The sequence below is a fragment of the Xanthomonas sp. F14 genome (genome assembly GCF_014199865.1).
Genome location: NZ_JACHOM010000005.1, coordinates 269,800 through 286,189, shown reverse-complemented (window position 1 = coordinate 286,189; position 16,390 = coordinate 269,800). Strand labels below are relative to the sequence as shown.

The window sequence follows — 16,390 nt, the reverse complement described above, 5'->3', positions numbered from 1 at the left end:
GACAAAAACAGTCACCGTCAGTGCGTTGACGCGACCACCTTCGCAGCCCTTGCCAGCAGGTGTCCCGCTACGCTTCGGGGAGCAAGCCTTATGCAGATATCGGCCCTGGCTGCTTCGCCCAGCCGCCGCGCCTGTAACGGGTCGTCCGCAAGCCGACGCATCGCAGCTGCGGCAGATGCGATGCTGGGCTCTGCCCAGCGCGCGCCATCCGACTCCGGATATCGCCCCGCAACCGGCACCAGGTCGTAGTCTACGAGGCAGGAGTTGCTGTCCGTCATGAACTCCATGTTGCCCGACCAGCCCGTCGCAATGACCGGCTTGCCAAGTGACATGCACTCGGCAAGCCCCAACCCGAAGCCTTCGGCCCGATGCAGCGACACATACACGTCACAGCATCGCTGCAGCGCCCGCACGTGCATCCTGTCGATCACCTCGTCCCGCAGCAGGATCCGCTTGTCTGCCGCGACCAGGCCCAGGAGTTCTGCCATTTGTTCGGGATACATATGCCCATTGCTTGACTTCACGACCAAACGCACGTCGTCACGGCCGTCCGGAAACGCATGCCTGAATGCATTGACCACGGCCTGGGGATTTTTCCTGGCCACGAAGGAGTGGAAATCAAAAGTGAAAAGAAAGACGAAGGTTTCCGGATCCAGCCCGAAGTCCTGTCTCTGCAAGCCGCTATCAGGCTGGTCAGAAAGCGGCAGCGGAAGTCGCATGATCGGTTTGTCGGTCACGTTGCGGAACGCATCCTCGATGAATCGTGAGGCCACCATGATCTCGTCCACCAGCGCAATGGCACTCAGCCAACTTGGCGGAATCACTTCAAGTTCCCAGAACCAGCACGCAATGACGTAATGCCCGTCCATACGGGCCCGGCCGATCTTCTCTAAGGCGGCTTCGAGGTAGTCGGGGTTGACGAAGACGACGGTGACCTGGTGCGGCATGCGCTGGTCGATGAGACCATCCAGACTCCGGTCGTCCCAGGAGTGTGGAAGCCCCATGTCCAGGTCATACAACGACACGGGAACGCGAGCGCTGATCAGCGCACGCGCATACATCCTTGCGCTCTCAGCCAGCCCGAATTCGCCACGGAGATAGCCGGCAATGTTGATCCCCACCGATGGAATCCGGGTGACGGAGAAATCAGCGTCCATCGGCAAGGAAGTGTCAGCGCCTTTCGCGCGCAGCTCCCAGGCGGCGGTGCGCTGAAACCGCGTTTGAACCAAAGAGCGGGCGGACAGCGTGGAAGAAACGCGGTCGCGCCAACTCTGCGGGAAAACGCGATAGATACGCTGCAACCAGGACTGTTGGCGTACCCACGACTGCAGTCGAAGGCCGGCCAGCCCGCTCCGCCAATACGCGAAGATGCCCTGACGTTGCGGCGACGCGGTCATGGAGAACTGGATGCCTCGAGCGCCTGCGCCAGATCCCCCCGCAAATCCCCCACATCCTCAACCCCCACGCTCAACCGCACCAGCGCATCGCTGATGCCAAGCTGGTCGCGGCGGGCCACCGGGATGGAGGCATGCGTCATGACGGCGGGATGGTTGACCAGGCTTTCGACGCCGCCGAGCGATTCGGCCAGGGTGAACAGTTCGGTCTTCTCGCAAAAACGTTTGGCCGCCTCGAAGCCGCCCTTGAGCACGATCGAGACGATGCCGCCGAAGCCGGACATCTGGCGCTGGGCCAGTGCGTGCTGCGGGTGCGAGGCCAGGCCGGGGTAGATCACCTTTTCGATCGCGGGGTGGGTTTCCAGCCATTGCGCCAGCGCCAGGGCGTTCTCGCAATGTGCGCGCATGCGCAGCGGCAGGGTCTTGAGGCCGCGCAAGGCGAGGAAACTGTCGAACGGGCCTTGCACGCCGCCGATGGAGTTCTGCAGGAAGGCCAGTTGCTCGGCCAGTTCGGCGTTGTCGCCGACCACCGCGATGCCGCCGACCATGTCCGAGTGGCCGTTGAGGTACTTGGTGGCCGAGTGCACCACGATGTCGGCGCCCAGGCCGAGCGGGCGTTGCAGCATCGGCGAGGCGAAGGTGTTGTCGACCACGATCAGCAGGCCATGCTTGCGCGCGATCGCAGCGATGGCGGCGATATCGACCAGCTTGAGCATCGGGTTGGTCGGGGTTTCGATCCACACCATCTTGGTGTCGGGACGGATCGCGGCTTCGAAGGCGGCCGCATCGGTCAGGTCGACGAAGCTGAAATCCAGGCCGGCGGTGCGGCGACGCACCCGCTCAAACAGGCGAAAGGTGCCGCCATACAGGTCGTCCATCGCTACCACGTGGCTGCCGGCGTCCAGCAGCTCCATCACCGTGGAGGTGGCGGCCATGCCGGAGGCGAACGCGAACGCACGCGTGCCGCCTTCCAGCGACGCGACGCAGCGCTCATAGGCAAAGCGCGTGGGGTTGTGGGTACGCGAATACTCGAAGCCCTGATGCTCGCCCGGGCTGGACTGCGCATAGGTGGACGTCGCGTAGATCGGCGGCATCACCGCCCCGGTGCTGGGGTCCGGCGACTGCCCTCCATGGATCGCCAGCGTGGCGAGCGAGAGTTCGCGCTCGCCATCGTGGCTGGGTGTGGTGCGATTGGACATGGAGGTTCCCGGAAAAAGTGGCGGATTGTAGCAAGCAGGTCTGAATGGCCGGTGCCGCGCGTCCCATCCGGGCGCGCGGCCAGCTGCGATCACTGCACGCGGCGGCGCAGGTAGTTGAGCAGGTCGATGCGGGTGATCAGGCCGAGGAACTGGTTGCCGTCCATGACGATGGCGACCTGGCCGCGGTCGAACACCGGCAGCAGCGCTTCGATCGGCGAAGCGACATCCAGGCGATCGAGCTTGCTGACCATGGCGGTGGAGATCGGGTCGCGGAAGCGTGCCTCGTCGCCGTACACATGCAGCAGCACGTCGCTCTCGTCGACGATGCCGACCAGCTCGCCGTCATCGATGACCGGCAGCTGCGAGACGTCGTACAGCTTCATGCGCTGATAGGCGGTGGTCAGCAGGTCCTTCGGTCCGACCACCACGGTGTCGCGCTTGTTGTACGGGCGCAGGATCAGGTCGCGCAGGTCGCCGTGCTGCGGGCGCTCCAGGAAGCCGTTGTCCAGCATCCAGTAATCGTTGTACATCTTGGACAGGTACTTGTTGCCGGTATCGCAGACGAATACCAGCACGCGCTTGGGCGTGGTCTGCTCGCGGCAATACTTCAGCGCGGCGGCCAGCAAGGTACCGGTGGACGAGCCGCCGAGGATGCCCTCCTTGGCCAGCAGCTCGCGCGCGGTGTGGAAGCTTTCCGCGTCGGTGATCGAATAGGCCTTTTTGACCCGCGAAAAATCGGAGATGTCCGGCAGGAAGTCCTCGCCGATGCCTTCGACCAGCCAGCTGCCGGATTTCTCGCTGACCGTGCCCTCTTCGATGTACTGGGTCAGGATCGAGCCGACCGGGTCGGCCAGCACCAGCTCGGTGTGCGGCGAGGCGGTGGCGAAGGCGCGCGACAGGCCGGTCATGGTGCCGGAGCTGCCGCAGCCGAACACGATCGCATCCAGATCGTTGTCCATCTGCGCCAGGATCTCCGGGCCGGTGCCGAATTCGTGCGCGGCCGGGTTGTCCGGGTTGCCGAACTGGTTGATGAAGTAGGCGCCCGGGGTCTCGGTGGCGATCTTGGCGGCCAGGTCCTGGTAGTACTCCGGGTGGCCCTTGGCCACGTCCGACCGGGTCAGCACCACCTGGGCGCCCATGGCCTTGAGGTTGAAGATCTTCTCGCGGCTCATCTTGTCCGGCACCACCAGGATCAACCGGTAGCCCTTCTGCTGGGCGACCAGTGCCAGACCCAGGCCGGTGTTGCCGGCGGTGCCTTCGACCAGGGTCGCGCCCGGGGTGAGGTCGCCACGCTGTTCGGCCGCCTCGATCATCGACAGGCCGATGCGGTCCTTGATCGATCCGCCGGGGTTGGCCGCCTCCAGCTTGAGGAACAGCTCGCAGACGCCGGTGTCCAGGTGCTGTGCCTTGACGATCGGCGTGTTGCCGATCAGTTCGAGTACGGAGGAATGGATCGCCATCGGAATATCGTCACTGCGTCGCGCGGGGCTTGGCCGCCCATTATCCGACGAACGGCTGGGGAATGCTCATTCAGACTGGAACCGATCGCGCCGGCCAATGAACGGGCGGGCTCAGCCAGCGCTGCGCCACTACCACCGGCATGAGTGCGCGGCCGCCAGGCGCGTGACACGGGTTGCGCAAATAAAGACGCGGACGGTGGCAAGCCGACGAGGAGGCCGCCACCGCCCGCGGCGGTGAACTTGTTCTAGCGGTGGGGAAGGATCAGTGGGTGAGCTGGTCGTACATCCGGGTGAGCTTTTCTTTCGCCTGCAACTTCTCGCGCTTCATCTGGCCCAAGGTCACGTCGTCGATGGGGAGTACCCCGAGTTCGGCATCCATGCATTTCTTGTTCAAGAGCTTGTGGCGTTGGTACAGCTGCTTGAACTCGGGATCGGACTTGACCAATGCGTCGATTTCGGTCTGCGGTTGCCCTTCGAACATGGCGTTACCTCCTTCACTTGAAACACTTAAAACAAGAACGCCCCGGCCGCGGGCGGCACGGGGCGCTGCTTGGGGATGGAAGACTCGCGGATCACAATGGCAAGCGCACTGGCGGAACCAAAAAGCTGTCCACCGAATTGCGTTGATGCGTGCCCTTGCGTCACTGGCCCGGCCCTCCGTACTTCCAGGCAGCGGAGTGCTGCCCGGGAGTACGACCCTACGCCGGTCGCGGAGGGGGTTCAAGGCCAGAACGGCTGCTTTTGCCGTTCCCTGCCTCAATCAGTGACCGCGGTTCAACCGGGCGTCATGCCCGGGTTAAAAGACCTTAACTTCCAACCACTTGCATTACGGCGCGACAACCACCTCGGCAGCGCGCGTCTTGCTGGCGGCGGCCTTGGTGCCATTGACCTGCAGCCGTGCGCTGGCGACACCGGCAGCCACCAAGGCGTCGCGTAACGCTTCGGCCCGCTTCTTGGCGGTGGCCACATCGCTGTCGTAGCCGACGATGCTGACCCGGCCTTTCTTGCCGATGTTCAGATACTCGGCCAGTGCCTTGGCCTGCCCCGCGGCATCGCCGGACAGCGCGGCCTTGCCACCGAAGGCGCCACTACCCAGCGAAAACACTTCGCCGCGGCTGTCGAACTTGGCGGACGGCAACTTGGCCCCGGCCACCAGCTCGGCTTCTTCATGGGCCAGTTGCACCGCTTTCTGCTGGGCCGCATTGAGCTTGGCGGTCTGCTTGCCGGCCACGCTGGTCAGCGCCAGCTCGGCGTCCTGACGGGCCAGGGTCTCCTGTTCGGCCGCCTGCCGCATGCGCTCGGCCTCTTCGGCCTGGATCTGCGCCTGCACGCGCAGACGCTCGGCTTCCTGGCGCGCGCGCGAGGCGTCGCGGCGGCTGGCTTCGATCAGCAGGTCGTTGCGGGTGCCTTCCAGCCGATCCAGCTCGCGCCGCGCCAGTGCGGTGCGCGCGGTGAGTTCGGCGATTTCGACCCGACGATCGGCCAGGAACACCAGCTCGTCGCGGTCGCGCCGCTTGGCCTCGGCCAGCGCCGCCACGCTCTGCTGCGCCTGCAGCCGCTCGAAGCGGGCCAGTTCATTGGTCTGCGGGTCGTTCTGCAGCGCGGCCAGGCGCCGGTTGAGCGCGTCGGCCTGCGGGTCGTCCTTGGCCGCCATTGCCAGCGACGGCAGGGTGCCCAGGCTCAGTACGCCCAGATAGAGAAGCGGACGCAGTTTCATCGGCCGGCCTCCCCGGTGTTGAGGCTGTTCTGCAGTTGCGCCACTTCCTTGCGCCGCTGTTCCAGCTGGGCGGTGACCACCGCCTCTTCGCTGCGCGCCTTGGCCAGATCGGCGTCGGCCGCTGCGCGCAAGGCGATCTGTGGCACCTGCTTGCGCTGGCGCTTGTCCAGTTGAGCCTGCTGGGCCTGCATCAGTTCCTGGCGGGCCAGATTGACCAGATCGGGTGCGTACTGGTCGGCATCGGCCTGGGTGGCGCGTTGCACCGCCTGTTCGGCGGCGGTGAGCTCCGGTGCCACCTGGGCGGCAGCAGGAGAGGAAAGAACCATGAAACAGGCGATGCCATACAGGGATCGCCGCAAGTATGCGAAGCTAGCCGTCATTAGGGGAGCCGTAGCGAGAAGTCTCGAGCACGGCCATTGTCGGAAGCCTGCGGCGGACTTGCAACGAGACGCTGCCGTTTGTTGGGGAACCATTGCGCATGGATATCGGCTACTTCCTGAAGCTGATGACCGAAAAGAATGCCTCGGACATGTTCTTGACCACCGGCGCACCGGTGTACATCAAGATCGAAGGCAAGCTCTACCCGCTCGGCAATACGGGGTTGCCGCCGGGAATGGTCAAGAAAATCGCTTATTCATTGATGGACGAAGGCCAGGTACCGCAGTTCGAGCGCGAGCTGGAGCTCAACATGGCCATCGCCCTGTCCGACGCCGGGCGCTTCCGCGTGAACGTGTTCAAGCAGCGCGGCGAGGTGGGCATGGTGATCCGCGCCATCCGCAGCCGGATCCCCAGCATCGAAGAGCTCAACCTGCCGCAGGTGCTCAAGGACGTCATCATGACCCCGCGCGGGCTGGTGCTGGTGGTCGGCTCGACCGGCTCGGGCAAGTCGACCTCGCTGGCCTCGATGATCGACCACCGCAACAGCACCACCACCGGGCACATCCTCACCATCGAGGACCCGATCGAATATCTGCACAAGCACAAGATGTCGATCGTGAACCAGCGCGAGGTGGGCCTGGACACGCACGCCTTCCAGAGCGCGCTGAAGAACGCGATGCGCGAGGCGCCGGACGTGATCCTGATCGGCGAGATCCTGGATGCCGAGACGATGGAGGCGGCGATCGCCTTCGCCGAGACCGGCCACCTGTGCCTGGCGACGCTGCACTCCAACAATGCCGACCAGACCATCGAGCGCATCCTCAATTTCTTCCCCGAGAGCGCGCACAAGAACGTGCTGATGAACCTGGCACTGAACCTGCGCGCCGTGGTGTCGCTGCGCCTGGTCAAGGGCGTGGACGGACGCCGCCGGCCGGCGACCGAAGTGCTGCTCAACACGCCGATGATCCGCGACCTGCTGCGCCGTGGCCAGGTGCACGAGGTCAAGCAGGCGATGGAGGAATCGCTGGAAGAAGGCATGCAGACCTTCGACCAATGCCTGTTCCGCATGGTCAAGTCCGGCGAAATCGAGCAGGAGGAAGCGCTGCGCGCGGCCGACTCGCGCGATGGCCTGGCGCTGAAGTTCCGCCTGTCCGAGGGCGGTTCCGGCGAGCACGACCCGTACGCGGATTACGAAACGGCAGCAGCGCCGAAGATCAGCCACGGCTTTATCTGATCATCGGCAGGTGCGCGGCGGATTGCGCAGGGCCGTTGCCGGCGTACGAGCGGTGCGCACGGTTGGGGCAGCGCAGCGGCTAGCTCCGATCAACCCATGAGTGCCGCCGAGCGCGGCCGGTGCCCAGTGCGCGGAGACAGCGCGCCGCCTGCGCGCCACCCGGCCAACCGACAACCGCTCGCTACCGGTACCTGCCCTGCCAGAGCTGCGAGTTCGACGCGGATGTGCCCCCGCACCAGGCAAACGCCTGCCGCCGATCAGGCCGGCACCGCGTCGGCCTGCATTTCCGGCCGCGCCGCCGCGAATGCCGGCAATGCCAGGCAGGCCTGTTCGATACGCTGCAGGATCGGATATGCCGTCAGATCGACTTCGAAACGGCGCGCATTGTAGAGCTGCGGGATCAGCAGGCAATCGGCCAGGCCCGGCGTGTCGCCGTGGCAGAACGTGCCGGTATGCGGATCACCGGCCAACTGCGCTTCTAGCGCCGCAAAACCGCACTGCATCCAGTGCCGCGTCCATTGCTGGCGCTGCGCAGCATCCAGCTGCCATTCGCGCTCGAAAAACTGGGTGACGCGCAGGTTGTTGAGCGGATGCACGTCGCAGGCGATCACCTGCGCCAGGGCGCGCACGCGGGCGCGCGCGGCCGGCGCTGCGGGCAGCAGCCGTGCGCTGTCCGGGAACGCCTCTTCCAGATACTCCAGGATCGCCAGCGACTGCGGAATCACCACCGCGCCGTGCCGCAACGTGGGCACCAGTTCCTGCGGGTTGAGCTGCGCGTAGGCGGGTGCATGCTGCTCGCCGCCGTCGCGCACCAGATGCACCGGATGCGCGAGGTAGGCCAGTGCCTTCAGGTGCAGGCCGATGCGCACGCGATACGCGGCGCTGGAGCGCCAGTACGAGAACAATTCCAGTGGCGCGCTCATGCCCGGCCTCGCAGGCAGTGTTGTGCAGACGCCCTTGCCGATGTCATGGCAGCGGCTGACGTTCGACCCGCTGTTCGATCGCACCGAAGATGCTGGCGCCATCGGCAGCGAACATCTCGATCCGCACCACGTCGCCGAAGGACAGGAACGGCGTGCTCGGGGTGCCGTCGCGCAGGGTTTCCACCACGCGCTGCTCGGCAAAGCACGAGGCGCCCAGCGTGGTGTCCTGGTTGGCGATGGTGCCGGAGCCGACGATGGTGCCGGCCGAGAGCGGCCGCGTCCTGGCGGCGTGGGCGATCAGCTGGGCGAAGTCGAACTGCATGTCGTTGCCGGCTTCCGGCGCGCCGAACCAGGCGCCATTGACGTGGGTGACCAGCGGCAGGTGCACCTTGTTGTCGCGCCATGCCTCGTCCAGTTCATCCACGGTGACGAACACCGGCGACAGCGCCGAGCGCGGTTTGGATTGCACGAAGCCGAAGCCTTTGGCGAGCTCGGCCGGGATCAGGTTGCGCAGCGATACGTCGTTGACCAGGCCGACCAGCTGGATATGCGCGGCGGCCTGCTCGGGCGAGGCGCCCATCGGCACATCGTCGGTGACCACCACCAGCTCGGCTTCCAGATCGATACCGTGGTCTTCGCTGATCACCTTGATCGCATCGCGCGGGCCGTAGAACCCGGCGCTGGTGGCCTGGTACATCAGCGGGTCGGTGTAGAAGCTTTCCGGCACCTCGGCATTGCGCGCACGGCGCACGCGCTCCACGTGCGGCAGGTAGGCGCTGCCGTCGACGAACTCGTAGGCGCGCGGCAACGGTGCGGCCAGCGCCTGCAGATCCAAATCGAACACGCCATCGGCGCTGCCCTCGTTGAGCGAGGCCGACAAGGCATTCAGGCGCGGCGCGACATTGCTCCAGTCTTCCAGCGCGCGCTGCAGCGTGGGCGCGATGCCGGTGGCGCGGACCGCGGTGCGCAGGTCGCGCGCGACCACGATCAGGCAGCCATCGCGGCCGCCCTCCTTCAGGGAACCTAGCTTCATGACCGTCCTGTGCTGTGGCTGATCGGTCGATTGTACGGCCTGTTGCAACAGTGGTTGCAACTGAAACAACTGACCCGTAGCCCAACCGATGAACTCGCCTTTTGTGCAGCGCGCCAAACGCGCGTACACTGGCGCGGTCTGCATGCGGCCGTCCGTTTCCCTTAGGGACAACCGGCGAGGCCAGGATCGATCGATCCGCTCGCCCGCCCCACCCGACGCCTTTCGTGGTGCCGGCAAACCCATCGCGTCTTGATTGGGTTGTTCCACCATCTCGCAGCGCGGTTCACGGGAACGCTCCGAGCCTCACTTTTTTGCATCTGCAATGCGTTTGCGCTCCGGGCCTGGCCTGGCGGCGACGCTTTACTTGGAGCTTCCTGATGTCTTTTGAATCCCTGGGCCTGGCGCCCTTCCTGCTGCGCGCGTTGGCCGAGCAGGGCTACGAAACCCCCACTGCGATCCAGCAGCAGGCCATCCCGCTGGTGTTGGCAGGGCATGACCTGCTGGCCGGCGCACAGACCGGTACCGGCAAGACCGCCGCGTTCGGCCTGCCGTTGCTGCAGCACCTGGGCACCTCGCCGCAGCCGGTCAACGGCCCGCGCAAGCCGCGCGCGCTGATCCTGACCCCCACCCGCGAGCTGGCCACCCAGGTGCACGACAGCCTGCGCGGTTACAGCAAGTACCTGCGCATCCCGAGCGCGGTGATCTACGGCGGCGTGGGCATGGGCAACCAGCTCGACACCCTGCGTCGCGGCGTGGACCTGCTGATCGCCTGCCCGGGCCGGCTGATCGACCATATCGAGCGCCGCAGCGTGGATCTGTCCGGTATCGAAGTGCTGATCCTGGACGAAGCCGATCGCATGCTCGACATGGGCTTCCTGCCGTCGATCAAGCGCATCCTGACCAAGCTGCCGCGCCAGGACCGTCAGACCCTGCTGTTCTCGGCAACGTTCGAAGAGAACATCAAGCAGCTGGCGCTGGAGTTCATGCGCAACCCGATGCAGATCCAGGTCACCCCGAGCAACACCGTGGCCGAGAGCATCACCCACCGCGTGCACCCGGTCGATGGCGCGCGCAAGCGCGACCTGCTGCTGCACCTGCTGGCGCAGGACAGCCGCGAGCAGACCCTGGTGTTCGCCCGCACCAAGCACGGCAGCGACAAGCTGGCGCTGTTCCTGGAAAAGTCCGGCATCAAGACCGCGGCGATCCATGGCAACAAGAGCCAGGGCCAGCGCATGCGCGCGCTGAGCGACTTCAAGGCCGGCCGCGTGACCGTGCTGGTGGCCACCGATATCGCCGCGCGCGGCATCGACATCGACCAGTTGCCCAAGGTCATCAACTACGACCTGCCGATGGTGGCCGAGGATTACGTGCACCGCATCGGCCGCACCGGCCGTAACGGTTCCACCGGCGAGGCGATCTCGCTGGTGGCGCAGGACGAAGCCAAGCTGCTGCGCCAGATCGTGCGCATGCTGGGCCGCGACGTGGAAATCCGCGACGTGCCGGGCTACGAGCCGCAGACCCCGATCCGTTGGGGCAATAGCGCGCCGGGCCGTGCCGAGCAGCCGGGCGGCGATCGCGCCCCGCGCAAGAGCCACGCCCGTCGTCCGCATGGCGATGCACCGCGTCAGGCGCATGCGCATGCCGGCCCGAAGAAGCCGGGTGGCCAGCGCAGCAGCGGTCCGCGTCAGGCCGGTGTTGCCGCCGGTGCCGGTGCAGGCCGTCGCGATGGTGGCCGTGGCGGTCAGCGTCCGGGCGGCTCGCGCTGACGCCGGAGCGCCGGTACGACCGGCGCCCAGGTCTGCGTTGAACTGAAAGAAAAAGCCGCCCTTCGGGGCGGCTTTTTTGTGGGCGCAGTTCAGGCGATACGCGTGATGCAGCGCGAAGGAGATGGCGCCCGAGCCTCGTGCGTGCCATCCCAAGAGGCCGCAGTTATACAGCGATCCCTAGGAATGACGGGTGGCTGCGCAAGCAACCACCGTTCGTCGCTCGCCTAGCCTTCGATCAACGCGGTATTGCGATCGATCGCCTCGCGATACCGATCCAGCACCGCGGCGGTCTGCACGATGTAGGCGCTCAGATCCTCCCAGCGCCGGTCTTCCAGCGCTTCGCGGATGCCGGGCAAGGTCTTGACCTCGTATCCGGTGGCCAGGCCGGGCGCGTAGATCAGGTTCCGGTACCACGGCCGCCCCGGCAGACCGCCTTCGGCCAGCAGGGTCTGGTCGATGCGCTGCAGCGAGGCATTGAGCGTGCCGCGCACACGTGCATCCAACCCGCCGCCGCGCGATGCCAGTGCATCGTCATAGTGTCTGGCGCTGGTTTGTAGGCGGGTAATGGCCTGATCCAGTGCGGCAAAGTCGATCTGCGGCACTGCAGCTTTCGGCTCGGGCGCGCGTTGCGGCCGGTTCGGGTTATCGATGGCGGCATAGGCACCGGCCTGCAACAACTCGGCCTGGGTGCGGGCGGCAGTGCGGTCGCTGTCGGCCTGCTGCTTGAGCTCCTGCGCGTAGCCGGCCACCGCGTCGGCGAAGTCGCCGAAGCGTTGCGGCAACACCGGCGCGTTGGCGACGCGCAGCACCGTGCGGCCGACCGTCTGCGACAACAGCGGCAGATAGCTGAAGTCCGGGTCGATATAGCGCGCGAAATAATCGTAGGAGTCGTACAGCGAGTGATAGACACCGCTGCCGCCGCCCTGCCCGCCATAGCCCAGATCCAGCGTGGTCAGCCCCAGATGCTGCAGGAACGGGCTGTAGTCGCTGCCCGAGCCCAGCGCCTTCAGCGGCACGTCGCCGCCGGCCGCGAGTTGCTTGGCAATGTCTTTTTGCGCCGGCTTGGCGGTGGGGGCCAGCGCGTCGATGCGGGCACGGGCGCGTTGCCGTTCGAGCACGCTCACGCCGCTGTCGGGGTCGCGCAGATCCGCCGCCACGCCGTTGACCAGGCGTTGCAGCGCATGGCTGCCGCCGGCAGTGAGAAAGCCGCGCCCGTTGCCGTCGGTGTTGACGTACAGCACCGCCTTGCGGCGCAGTTCGTCGGCGTGCTGTTCGGCCCACTCGGTGGAGCCGAGCAGGCCGGCCTCCTCGCCGTCCCAACTGGCGTAGACGAGCGTGCGCTTGGGACGCTGCCCCTGCCTGGCCAGCTCGCCGATCGCCTTGGCTTCGGCCAGCAAGGCGGTGGTACCCGAGAGCGGATCAGCCGCACCGAACACCCAGCCGTCGCGGTGATTGCCGCGCACCACCCATTGGTCCGGATACTCGCTGCCACGCAGGGTGGCGATGACGTTGTAGATGGTCTTGCTGCCCCACTCCGCATCCACCTTGAGATGCACGCGCGCGGTGTCGTCGCCGCCGATGCGGTAGGTGATCGGCAGCGCGCCGCGCCAGTCCTCCGGTGCCACCGGCCCGCCCAGCGCGGCCAGCAAGGGCTGCGCGTCGCCCCAACTGATCGGCAGGGTCGGGATCTTCAACACGCTGCCGGCCTGGTCGATCTTCAGGCGTTTGGCGCCCTTGCTGGCGCCGACGCCCGGGGTCAGCGGATCGCCGGGATAGATCGCGAAATTGGCGACCGAGCCGCGTTGCACGCTCCACTGGTTGCGCGCCGGGCCATCCGGATACGCCCGATCCTGGAAATAACCGTCGTCGCGCGGATCGGAATAGATGATCGCGCCGATTGCGCCATGCTCCTGCGCCAGCCGCGGCTTGAGCCCGCGCCAACCCTTGCCGTAGCGGGCGATGACGATCTTGCCGCGCACATCCACGCCGTTGCGCGCCAGCGCTTCGTAGTCTTCGGCGATGCCGTAATTGACGTAGACCAGATCGCCGGTGACATCGCCGTTGCCGCCGTAGATCACATACGGCGGCAGCACGTTCTCGGTCTGGGTGGAGGTGCTGTCGCCCGGCAGCGGCGGCTCCTTCAGACGCGCGACATACGGCTTGGCCCCGAGCAATTCCAGCTGCGAGCTCCTGGGCGAGGGCCACAGCACCTGGAAGGTTTCGATGCGCGCATCCCACCCGTAGCCGCGCAGGCGGTTTTGCAGATCGCGGGCGTTCTCCAGGTTATGCGGCGCGCCAACGTGATTGGGCGCCGACGACCATTGCTTCAACCAGCCGCGATAATCGGCGTCCTTCAGGCCACTATCGAAACGCGCTTCCAGCGCGCGCTGCGCCTGTGCGGCAGCGGCGTCATAACCCGGCAGCGCGACGGGTTGGGCCGCAGGTTGGGCAGCGAGGGAAGGTGCGACAAAGGCCAGGGCGAGCAGCCAGGCATGCGGCGAAGACGTCATCGGAGTTCCTTGGAAAGTGTCCGGGGGCGAACGGCGATTGGGTTGAGACAGCACGCTGGAGCACGCACGCACCATCGCACGGGCGTGCATGGGCGGTGCGTATTCCGATCAAAATCGATAGTCCAGGCCCACGGTGAAGTAACGCCCGCGCAGGTCGTACTGGGTGAAGTCGTAAGGCGCACGAATGCCCGGGAACGAGGCGTCGTCCGGCGGCTGCTTGTCGGCCAGGTTCTCGATCTTGGCGTACAGGGTCAGCTTGTCGATGCCGGTGTAACCCAGATACAGGTCGAACTGGTTGTAGTCGCCCACGCGCGACTGCACGGCACTGGCCGCGGCGCTGGCCTTCTGGTCGTAGCCGCCGGTGTAGTACCAGGTCAGTGCGGCGCTGACGGTGCCCAGGTTCCAGTCCAGCGTGGTGGTGGCCTTGTTGCGTGGCAGCGACGGGCCGAGATTGCTGCCGGCGTAATCCTGCAACGGGCCACCGACCACGGTGGGGCGGCGGTAATCGCGCACATGGGTATAGGCGGTATTGAGGCCGAAGTTGCCGGCTGCCTCGGTGCGCCAGCGCTGACGCAGTTCGACATCGACTCCCGAGGTCGTCAGCTCGCTGAGGTTCTGGTAGCGGTTGTACACCGCCACCAGGGTGCCGCGCTCGTTGCGGATCACGTCGGCCGGGTCGTTGTTCTGCACGATGGTGGCGTTGTTGCCGGTGCCAACCAGATTCTCCAGTTCGATCTTGTACCAGTCCACGCTCAGGCTGGTGTCGGCCCACGGCGACAGCACCACGCCCAAGTTGTAGCTGCGCGTGCGCTCGGGTTCGAGCGCGGTGTTGCCGACGGTGAAGAAGGTCGGGTTCTGGCGCGAGCCCGGCACGTCCGGATCGAACGGGTCGACCACCGAGCCGTAAGAGATGTTGGTGCTGGCCGCATTCTCCGACAACGACGGTGCGCGAAAGCCGCGCGAGGCGGCCGCGCGCACCAGCACGGCGTCCAGCGGCTGCCAGCGCAGGCTAGCCTTGGGCGAAAACGCCTCGCCGAAATCGCTGTAGTGATCGCCGCGCCCGGCCAGTTGCAGTTCCAGCGATCGCAGCAGCGGCAGGTTGACCTCGGCATACAGCGCCGACACCCTGCGCTCGCCATCCACCGCGGCAATCGCGGGGCGGATCTGCAGGCCCTGGTCGATCTGCCAGGGATTGCGCGAGACCAGTTCCTCCTGCCGCCACTCGGCACCGGCAGCGAACCCGACGCTGCCGGCCGGCAGCTCGAACAGGTTGCCGGACACCTTGGCATCGACGCCGCGCAGCGTCGATCGCGCCGGGCGCAGCGTGCTGAGGTTGATGCCGTCGATCACCGACTGCGGCGTGGCGGACGGGTCGAGCAGGTTGTAGCTGCCGTCGGCCAGCGCCTGCGCCAGCGTGAAGCGGTTGGCGAAGCCACCGGATACGGTTTCGTGCTCGCTGCTGCGTGCGGCGAACGCAGCCGCCTCCCAATCCCAGCGTTCGGTCTTGCCGCGCACACCACCGAGAAAGCGGTAGGACTGCGAGCGATTGGTTTTGACCGTCTGGCCCAGGTCGAAGAAGGTGTATTCGATCGGCACCGCGGTGCCGTACGGGTTGTACGGGCTGGAGGCCGGCAGCAGGTTGGACACCGGCTCGGCCAGCCCGCTGCTGGCGTTCAAGGCGAAGCGGCCGCCCTCCAGGGTGAAGTACGGGCTGGAGCCGAAGATCGACACGCCCTTGACCTCGCTGTAGAGCGCCTCGCCGAACGCCTCGACATTGTCGCTGAGCCGGAAGGTGGCATTGGTGTAGGCCTGATAGCGCTTGGTCGAGGGAATCAGCGTGGTGAACGGGGCCTGGTTGAAGCCGCAGGTGTCGCCGGCCAGGCCGTCGATCGGCGCGCTGGCGGTCAGCACGGTGCCGGCGGGGCAGTTGCCTTGTGCGTCCAGCATCGGCACCGAGCGGCCGCCGACCAGGTAGCGCGCGCCCTTGGCCGACCAGCCGTTCCAGCGCCCGCCAGGCAGGTCGGTGTAGATGCCCGAGCGGGTCAGCGCGCGCTGATCCTGATCCAGCCGGTCGCGGTTGTAGGCGTCGAAACTGAAAAGGATGTTGTAGCCGTCGCGGTCCAGGTCGCCGATGCCGCCGATGAACTTGGCACGCTGGGTATCCATGCCGCCCTGATCGGAGGTGCCGCCGCTCAAGCCCAGCTCGGCGCCCTGGAAATCCTGGCGGGTGATGATGTTGACCACCCCGGCCACCGCATCGGAGCCGTACACGGCAGAGGCGCCGTCCTTGAGCACTTCGATGCGCTCCACTGCCACCAGCGGCAATGCGTTGAGGTTGACGAAGGTGTCGCCCAGGCCATTGGCGGGAAAGCCGTAGTTGGCCAGGCGGCGTCCGTTGAGCAGCACCAGGGTGTTCTTCTGCGACAGCCCGCGCAGGCCGATGCCCGCCGAGCCGGACGCCCAGCCGTTGTTGGTGGTTTCGTTGGTGGCGTTGCCGGTGTTGGCCGAGATCGAGCGCAGCGCGTCGGCCACGGTGACCTTGCCGGACTGTTCCAGCTGCTGGCGGTCGATCACCTGCACCGGGTTCGGGCCTTCGCTGTCGGTGCGCTTGATATTGGAGCCGGTGACGCTGACGGTGGCCAGGGTCTTGCCCGTGTCGGGTGTCGCGTCGTCGGCATGGGCAAGGGGAATCAGCGCCGACAGAACGGCAGCAGACAGCAGATAAGGCATCGGGCGCTTCACGCACGGCATCCATGAATGGGGGTTTTGCAGTGGG

12 protein-coding genes are annotated in these 16,390 nt (G+C 66.3%); 2 read left to right on the top strand and 10 right to left on the bottom strand.

The features are described 5' to 3' along the window. Nucleotides 1–17: 17 nt before the first annotated feature. The 6 genes from GGR73_RS17945 to GGR73_RS17920 all read right to left on the bottom strand — a co-directional run bounded on the left by GGR73_RS17945 (nt 18) and on the right by GGR73_RS17920 (nt 6,150). Nucleotides 18–1,397 carry a glycosyltransferase family 4 protein gene (locus GGR73_RS17945; RefSeq protein WP_184458172.1) on the bottom strand — a complete coding sequence of 460 codons (1,380 nt, stop codon included), beginning with the start codon at nt 1,395–1,397 and terminating at the stop codon, nt 18–20. Next, a complete protein-coding gene (locus GGR73_RS17940; protein ID WP_024938366.1) occupies nt 1,394–2,593 on the bottom strand; it encodes a cystathionine gamma-synthase in 1,200 nt (399 codons plus the stop codon). The genes GGR73_RS17945 and GGR73_RS17940 overlap by 4 nt, the downstream gene beginning before the upstream one ends. A gap of 89 nt (nt 2,594–2,682) precedes the next feature. Beyond that, on the bottom strand, nt 2,683–4,053 hold the full coding sequence (locus GGR73_RS17935) for a pyridoxal-phosphate dependent enzyme (protein ID WP_046344410.1): 1,371 nt from the start codon (nt 4,051–4,053) through the stop codon (nt 2,683–2,685). A gap of 262 nt (nt 4,054–4,315) precedes the next feature. Then, the gene (locus tag GGR73_RS17930; RefSeq protein WP_002814034.1) at nt 4,316–4,534 is read right to left on the bottom strand and encodes a YdcH family protein; all 219 of its coding nucleotides are present in this window, start codon (nt 4,532–4,534) and stop codon (nt 4,316–4,318) included. Nucleotides 4,535–4,879: 345 nt separating this feature from the next. Continuing rightward, nucleotides 4,880–5,770, bottom strand: coding sequence for a hypothetical protein (locus GGR73_RS17925; protein WP_184458170.1), 891 nt, complete (start codon nt 5,768–5,770; stop codon nt 4,880–4,882). Continuing rightward, the gene (locus GGR73_RS17920; protein WP_039525328.1) at nt 5,767–6,150 is read right to left on the bottom strand and encodes a DUF4398 domain-containing protein; all 384 of its coding nucleotides are present in this window, start codon (nt 6,148–6,150) and stop codon (nt 5,767–5,769) included. The genes GGR73_RS17925 and GGR73_RS17920 overlap by 4 nt, the downstream gene beginning before the upstream one ends. A gap of 98 nt (nt 6,151–6,248) precedes the next feature. Between GGR73_RS17920 and GGR73_RS17915 the strand changes: the two genes are divergently transcribed. Then, entirely contained in the window at nt 6,249–7,382 is a 1,134-nt protein-coding gene (locus GGR73_RS17915; RefSeq protein WP_016900968.1) for a PilT/PilU family type 4a pilus ATPase, read from the top strand. A 257-nt stretch (nt 7,383–7,639) separates the two neighbouring features. On the opposite strand, the gene maiA is transcribed toward GGR73_RS17915, so the two are convergent. Together maiA and GGR73_RS17905 are read right to left on the bottom strand one after the other, a co-directional pair. Continuing rightward, complete coding sequence (gene maiA / locus GGR73_RS17910; RefSeq protein WP_184458168.1) at nt 7,640–8,305, bottom strand: maleylacetoacetate isomerase; 666 nt, start codon at nt 8,303–8,305, stop codon at nt 7,640–7,642. A gap of 43 nt (nt 8,306–8,348) precedes the next feature. Next, a complete protein-coding gene (locus GGR73_RS17905; protein WP_184458248.1) occupies nt 8,349–9,407 on the bottom strand; it encodes a fumarylacetoacetate hydrolase family protein in 1,059 nt (352 codons plus the stop codon). A 308-nt stretch (nt 9,408–9,715) separates the two neighbouring features. On the opposite strand from GGR73_RS17905, the gene GGR73_RS17900 reads away from it, so the two are divergent. After that, nucleotides 9,716–11,104 carry a DEAD/DEAH box helicase gene (locus tag GGR73_RS17900; RefSeq protein WP_039525325.1) on the top strand — a complete coding sequence of 463 codons (1,389 nt, stop codon included), beginning with the start codon at nt 9,716–9,718 and terminating at the stop codon, nt 11,102–11,104. 224 nt (nt 11,105–11,328) lie between these two features. Here the strand turns inward: GGR73_RS17900 and GGR73_RS17895 are convergent, their stop codons facing one another. After that, nucleotides 11,329–13,614 carry a transferrin receptor-like dimerization domain-containing protein gene (locus tag GGR73_RS17895; protein ID WP_184458166.1) on the bottom strand — a complete coding sequence of 762 codons (2,286 nt, stop codon included), beginning with the start codon at nt 13,612–13,614 and terminating at the stop codon, nt 11,329–11,331. 108 nt (nt 13,615–13,722) lie between these two features. Further along, nucleotides 13,723–16,344 (bottom strand): TonB-dependent receptor, encoded by a 2,622-nt coding sequence (locus GGR73_RS17890; RefSeq protein ID WP_184458164.1) that lies wholly within the window; start codon nt 16,342–16,344, stop codon nt 13,723–13,725. Nucleotides 16,345–16,390 lie beyond the last annotated feature (46 nt).

Bases quoted from the DNA above. Each gene is read 5' to 3' on its own strand.
- GGR73_RS17945 (WP_184458172.1), bottom strand. From the start codon at position 1,397: ATGACCGCGTCGCCGCAACGTCAGGGCATCTTCGCGTATTGGCGGAGC.
- GGR73_RS17940 (WP_024938366.1), bottom strand. From the start codon at position 2,593: ATGTCCAATCGCACCACACCCAGCCACGATGGCGAGCGCGAACTCTCG.
- GGR73_RS17935 (WP_046344410.1), bottom strand. From the start codon at position 4,053: ATGGCGATCCATTCCTCCGTACTCGAACTGATCGGCAACACGCCGATC.
- GGR73_RS17930 (WP_002814034.1), bottom strand. From the start codon at position 4,534: ATGTTCGAAGGGCAACCGCAGACCGAAATCGACGCATTGGTCAAGTCC.
- GGR73_RS17925 (WP_184458170.1), bottom strand. From the start codon at position 5,770: ATGAAACTGCGTCCGCTTCTCTATCTGGGCGTACTGAGCCTGGGCACC.
- GGR73_RS17920 (WP_039525328.1), bottom strand. From the start codon at position 6,150: ATGACGGCTAGCTTCGCATACTTGCGGCGATCCCTGTATGGCATCGCC.
- GGR73_RS17915 (WP_016900968.1), top strand. From the start codon at position 6,249: ATGGATATCGGCTACTTCCTGAAGCTGATGACCGAAAAGAATGCCTCG.
- maiA (WP_184458168.1), bottom strand. From the start codon at position 8,305: ATGAGCGCGCCACTGGAATTGTTCTCGTACTGGCGCTCCAGCGCCGCG.
- GGR73_RS17900 (WP_039525325.1), top strand. From the start codon at position 9,716: ATGTCTTTTGAATCCCTGGGCCTGGCGCCCTTCCTGCTGCGCGCGTTG.
- GGR73_RS17895 (WP_184458166.1), bottom strand. From the start codon at position 13,614: ATGACGTCTTCGCCGCATGCCTGGCTGCTCGCCCTGGCCTTTGTCGCA.
- GGR73_RS17890 (WP_184458164.1), bottom strand. From the start codon at position 16,344: ATGCCTTATCTGCTGTCTGCTGCCGTTCTGTCGGCGCTGATTCCCCTT.